The following is a 5,110-nucleotide window of genomic DNA, read 5'->3' as shown; positions in this document are numbered from 1 at the left end:
TCCTTCCGCATCGCGTCCTACACCCTGTGGCCTTTCGGCCGGATGGTGGTGGACCGGCCGGGCGGAAACGGCTTGTTCACGCTGTTCGGCAACGTCATTTGGCTGTTGGTGGCCGGCATCTGGATCGCCATCGGCCACGTCGTGACGGCCTTCGCGATGGCCGTCACCATCATCGGCATCCCGTTGGCGATCGCCAACCTCAAGCTCATCCCGGTCTCCCTGATGCCGCTGGGCAAGCAGATTGTGCCAACAAACAGGCCCTTCGTGAGCACCTACCGCTAGGGACTACCGGGCCGGAGAACAAGCCGGAGAACAATCAGGAAGCCGAGGGAACCGCCATGACGGAGTCAACAATCCCGGAGGCCGTGACCAGCGATAGTGAACTGATGCTGGTCATCACCCGCGAGTTCCAGTTGCCGGTAGCTACGGTCTGGGCCGCCCTGACCGATCCGGACCAGGCCCCCGCCTGGTGGGGTCCGCGCGGCTTCCACACGCCCCGGGAAAGCATCGACGCCGACCTTGAAATCGGTGGCCTCTACCGGGCCTGCATGATCCAGGACGCCACCGGGCAGGAGTACTGGTGGAGCGGCATCCACACGGACATCGAACCGCCCACCCTGTTTGTCTTCACCCACGCCTGGGACAARTCCGACGGCACCCGGGGCTTCGAGACGGAGGTGGCGTTCAGGCTGGAGGAGATCGACGGCGGCACCCGCATGACCTTCACCCAGGGCCCCTTCGACACAGCCGAAAACCGCGACAACAACGGCACCGGCTGGCGGGAGTCCTTCGACCGCCTCGCCGAGCACCTCCGCCGGACGGCCGGATAGGCAAGGGGTCAGGCCAGTTCGCCCTGCAGGTTCCGCCGGGCGGTGTCCTCCCACAGCTCGCGGCCGCGGTCGGTGTGGAAAAGCGGGTCCGACTCCAGCAGGTGGCGTACGACGGCGGCGCGCCCGGCAGCAAAGTCGGCGTCGCCGATGTGCGCGAAGTCTTCGCGGACGGCCGCCAGGTACCGTGCGTAGGCGGCGGAGTCCCCGCCGAGGACGGAAAGGTCCGCGTCGCTGAGCAGGGCGGCGGGGCCGTCGTCGGGGTCCGGCCGGTGGTCCGCCGTCATCCGCACCAGCCGTGCCACCTCGTCCACCTCGTCCGCCGGGAGGCCGGCACGTTCCAGCCGCTCCTCAGCGAGCCGGGCCGACTCCTCCTCGTCCTCACCGGCGATGCCGCGGTACACGGCGTCGTGGAACCAGGCCGCGAGCAGCACGGTCCGGGGCGGCTGCGCCGGTGCGCTCAGCCGGTCCAGGGCCTCCAGGACGGCCAGCAGGTGCGTGCGGCCGTGGTACTTCCGGTGCTCCTCGCCCCAGCGGTCCAGGAGGTCCAGGAACAACGCGTCCTTGCCCGGAAGGACCTCGTTCCAGCGGGTCAGGAGCGGAAGTTTCAGCGAACCGCTGCGCCTGCGCGCCGGGATCCGGAGCCCGCTCGCGATCAGTTTCCGGACCAGGACGCGGCCCTCCACGGGGATGGCGCCCGCCGCGACCAGGGCATCGTAGCGGGCTTCGGCGACGTCGTAGTGGTCGCCGTCGAACGCCCGCTCCGGGATCTCCGCGGCCCGCGCGAAGGCGTGCAGCTCCGCGAGGGAGGTGTCCGAGACAAGGTGTGAGAAATAGGTTCCATGGGCGGGCCAGAGCGGCGGATCGAGGTAGACGGCCATGCAGGCAGTCTACGAGGACGCCGGCAGGATGTTCTGGTTTCCGCGGAAGACGTTGCCGGGATCGAAGTCCCGCTTCACCCGCGCCAGCCGGTCATAATTTTCCTCACCGAAGGCCGCCCTGACCCGGTCCCGGCCCTCGTCGCCCACAAAGTTCAGCCAGACGCCGCCGTTTGCGTAGGGCGCGATGTCCTCGCGGAACCTCTTCACCCATGCTTTGGCCTCCTGGCCGCCCGCGGGGGTTTCCTCGATGCCGAACGGGTGCGTGACCCACTTGGCGCCTCGGTTCTGCAGCGGCGTCTTGGCGGCCGCCGGCCCCGCGACTGCGCCGCCCCAGCGGGCCACCAGCTGCTGGGAGTGGGGTCCGGGAAGGTGCCGGGCGGAGTCCACGATCACGTCCAGCGCGTCGTCCGGAAGCTCGTCGTGGTAGTCGGCGCTCCAGTAGTTGTAGAGGTTGGGCGGGTCATCGATCATCGACTGGAAGTTGGCGTAGTTCATGTCGCCCACCAGGTCCACGGCCGGTCCCAGTTCGCGGAACGGAGCCGCGTGCTCGGCACCGTCCGCCGGATCGCCGGCGTACAGGTAGGCGAGTCCCGCGGCCTGTTTGCCCACCATGTCCGCGGGGACAAAGGGCTCCGGCGGAGCCGTGAGGAACACCAGCGCGCTGCCGACGGCGTCCGGAGCGGCCAGCGAGAGGTTCCGGTACGCTCGTGCGAGGTCCGCGGAGGCCGCCCCCGGCCAGAGCATAAGACCGGCCTGCACTGTGGGCCCCAGTGGGTGCAGCCGGAAGGTGAAGCCGGTGGCGACGCCGAAGTTCCCGCCGCCGCCGTGCAGTGCCCAGAACAGCTCAGGATTCTGATCCGCGCTGGCCGTCACGCGGTCGCCGGCCGCCGTCACGAGATCCACCGAGAGCAGGTTGTCGCAGGCGAAACCGAACGAGCGCTCCAGCCACCCCGAACCGCCGCCGAGCGTAAACCCGGCCACCCCGGTCGTGGAGGCGCGGCCGCCGGTGCTGGCCAGGCCGTGTTCCTGGGTGGCGCGGTCGAATTCGCCCCAGTTCACCCCGGCCCCGACTGTGACCGTGCGGTTCTCCCGGTCCACGCTGATGGATTTCATCGGGCGGACGTCCACCACCAGCCCGTCATCGTTGGTGGACATCCCGGCCACGGAGTGGCCGCCGGCGCGGACCGCGACGTCGAGGTTGTTGTCCCGGGCGTAGGACAGCGCGTCGGCCACGTCGGCAGGGTCCGCGCACTGGGCGATGACGGCCGGGCGCCGGTCGATCATCGCGTTGAAGAGTTTTCGAGTTTCGTCATAGTCCGGGCTCTCTGGCCTGACCCATTTCATGGCAGTGCTCCCTAGCCGACCGCGGCTCCCCCCACCCCCGAATCGTACGGCGGATGGCCGGGGCAGGGCTACAGCCGGCCGTTTGCCGCCGCGGCAGCAGGTTCTGCCCCGGCTGTCGTCGACTTCCGATGATGCGGGCACTATTGGGGCAATTTGTCCGCAAATGCGGGTTAGAGTGAACCCATGCCTACTTTTCGCGTTTCCGAAGCGGCCCGGTTCCTGGGCGTCAGCGACGATACCGTCCGGCGCTGGACCGAAAGCGGAAGCCTGACGCCGCTGAAGGATGAGGCGGGCCGGCTCGCCGTCGACGGTTTGGAGCTCGCCACTCTCGCGCGGGAACAGTCCAAACTGCCCGAGGACCCGGCCCGGACCGGGAGTTCGGCCCGGAACCGCTTCGTCGGGCTGGTCACGGCCATCACCACGGACACGGTGATGGCGCAGGTGGAACTGCAGTGCGGGCCGTTCCGGGTGGTCTCGCTGATGAGCAGCGAGGCGGTCCGCGACCTTGGCCTGGAACTCGGATCCGTGGCCACCGCCGTCGTCAAAGCCACCACGGTGATCATCGAAAGCCCGCACGGGAAGGCCCTGGCATGAGACTGCACCTGAAAGTGGCTTCGCTCGTGCTGGCCGGAATCCTGGCCGCCGGTGCCGCGGCCTGCGCCGCCCCGGCCGGCGGAAGTGGTGCGGTCGGCGGGGGACAGGCGGCCAACACCCTCACGGTCTTCGCGGCGGCCTCGCTCAAAGCACCGTTCACCGCGCTGGCCAAGGACTTCGRGGCCAGCCACCCCGGGACCAAAGTGGCCCTGAGCTTCGCCGGATCCGCTGACCTCGCCACCCAGCTGGACCAGGGTGCGCCCGCCGATGTATTCGCCTCGGCGGATGTGAAAAACATGAACAAGGTCGCCGGCGCAGGCCTGGTGGACGGTACCCCCGCGAACTTCGCGAGCAACGTCCTGGAGATTGCCGTGCCGCCGTCAAACCCCGCGAAAATCGGATCCTTCGCCGACCTCGCCCGGCCCGGGGTCAAGGTGGTGATGTGCGCCGCGCAGGTCCCCTGTGGGGCCGCCGCAAAGTCGATCGAGGGTAAGTCCGGGGTGCGGCTGACGCCGGTGAGCGAGGAATCGTCCGTGACCGACGTGCTGGGCAAGGTCACCTCCGGCGAGGCCGACGCCGGGCTCGTCTATGTCACCGACGTCCGGGCCGCAGGGACCAAGGTCACCGGCATCCCGTTCCCCGAGTCGGCCTCCGCAGTCAACCGGTATCCGATCGCCGGCGTGAAAACCAGTAAAGGCAAGGACCTCGCGGCCGCGTTCATTGCGCTGGTCACCGGGACGCAGGGCCGGCAGGTGCTGGCCGACGCGGGGTTCGGCAAACCGTGACACGGCACGGCTACAGCGGCATCCCGCGCTGGGTGCTGGCCGTCGCCGCCGTCGGGGCGCTGTTTGTCCTGCTGCCGCTAGCCGCGATGGTGGCCAGGGTGGACTGGCCCAACTTCGTCCCGCTGCTCACCTCGGACGCCTCGCTGACCGCCCTGGGGCTCAGCCTCCGCACCGCCGCGGCGAGCACCGTGCTMTGTGTGCTGCTCGGCATTCCGCTGGCCCTGGTGCTGGCCCGCGAGGACTTCCGGGGCCAGCGGCTGCTCCGCTCSTTTGTGCTGCTGCCSTTGGTGCTGCCCCCGGTKGTGGGCGGCATCGCCCTGCTGTACACCTTTGGCCGGCAGGGCCTGCTGGGCCGGAGCCTTGAGGTGGCGGGCATCCAGATCGCGTTTTCGACGACGGCGGTGGTGCTGGCGCAGACCTTCGTGGCCCTGCCGTTCCTGGTGGTCAGCCTCGAGGGTGCCCTGCGCTCCGCCGGAAGCCGGTACGAGGCGGTCGCGGCCACCCTCGGCGCCGGACCCACCACGGTGCTGCGGCGCGTCACCCTTCCGCTGGTGCTTCCCGGGCTGGCCTCCGGCGCGGTCCTCTCTTTCGCCCGCAGCCTCGGCGAATTCGGCGCGACCCTGACCTTCGCCGGCAGCCTGCAGGGCGTCACCCGGACGCTCCCGCTGGAGATCTACCT

At 69.6% G+C, this 5,110-nt stretch carries 7 protein-coding genes; 5 read left to right on the top strand and 2 right to left on the bottom strand.

All coding sequences use genetic code 11. From position 1 onward, the window contains the following. Together AC1DHD_RS14265 and AC1DHD_RS14260 are read left to right on the top strand one after the other, a co-directional pair. Positions 1-282: YccF domain-containing protein (locus tag AC1DHD_RS14265; RefSeq protein WP_476880341.1), on the top strand; the 282-nt coding region annotated here is incomplete at its 5' end. 56 nt (positions 283-338) lie between these two features. Beyond that, on the top strand, positions 339-830 hold the full coding sequence (locus AC1DHD_RS14260; protein WP_476880340.1) for an SRPBCC family protein: 492 nt from the start codon (positions 339-341) through the stop codon (positions 828-830). An 8-nt stretch (positions 831-838) separates the two neighbouring features. Here AC1DHD_RS14260 and AC1DHD_RS14255 read toward each other — a convergent pair whose 3' ends face one another. Further along, positions 839-1,708, bottom strand: a complete 870-nt coding sequence (locus AC1DHD_RS14255) for a DUF4031 domain-containing protein (RefSeq protein WP_476880339.1) — start codon at positions 1,706-1,708, stop codon at positions 839-841. 9 nt (positions 1,709-1,717) lie between these two features. Beyond that, the gene (locus AC1DHD_RS14250) at positions 1,718-3,052 is read right to left on the bottom strand and encodes an FAD-binding oxidoreductase (protein ID WP_476880338.1); all 1,335 of its coding nucleotides are present in this window, start codon (positions 3,050-3,052) and stop codon (positions 1,718-1,720) included. Between the two features lie 183 nt (positions 3,053-3,235). On the opposite strand from AC1DHD_RS14250, the gene AC1DHD_RS14245 reads away from it, so the two are divergent. The 3 genes from AC1DHD_RS14245 to AC1DHD_RS14235 form a co-directional block, all read left to right on the top strand. Beyond that, positions 3,236-3,646 carry a TOBE domain-containing protein gene (locus AC1DHD_RS14245; protein WP_476880337.1) on the top strand — a complete coding sequence of 137 codons (411 nt, stop codon included), beginning with the start codon at positions 3,236-3,238 and terminating at the stop codon, positions 3,644-3,646. Beyond that, a complete protein-coding gene (modA, locus tag AC1DHD_RS14240; protein WP_476880336.1) occupies positions 3,643-4,431 on the top strand; it encodes a molybdate ABC transporter substrate-binding protein in 789 nt (262 codons plus the stop codon). Before AC1DHD_RS14245 ends, modA begins: the two co-directional genes overlap by 4 nt. Next, on the top strand, positions 4,428-5,110 hold a 683-nt coding region (locus tag AC1DHD_RS14235; RefSeq protein ID WP_476880335.1), incomplete at its 3' end, for an ABC transporter permease. The genes modA and AC1DHD_RS14235, both read left to right, overlap by 4 nt.

Source organism: Arthrobacter sp. 05L45_2 (assembly GCF_056397525.1).
The sequence above is the reverse complement of the archived record's forward strand: the minus strand, read 5'-3'. Positions and strand labels throughout refer to the sequence as shown.

What these genes read in the sequence shown, in the direction of transcription:
- AC1DHD_RS14250 (WP_476880338.1), bottom strand. Translation starts at nt 3,052, where the DNA reads ATGAAATGGGTCAGGCCAGAGAGCCCGGACTATGACGAAACTCGAAAA.
- AC1DHD_RS14255 (WP_476880339.1), bottom strand. Translation starts at nt 1,708, where the DNA reads ATGGCCGTCTACCTCGATCCGCCGCTCTGGCCCGCCCATGGAACCTAT.
- AC1DHD_RS14245 (WP_476880337.1), top strand. Translation starts at nt 3,236, where the DNA reads ATGCCTACTTTTCGCGTTTCCGAAGCGGCCCGGTTCCTGGGCGTCAGC.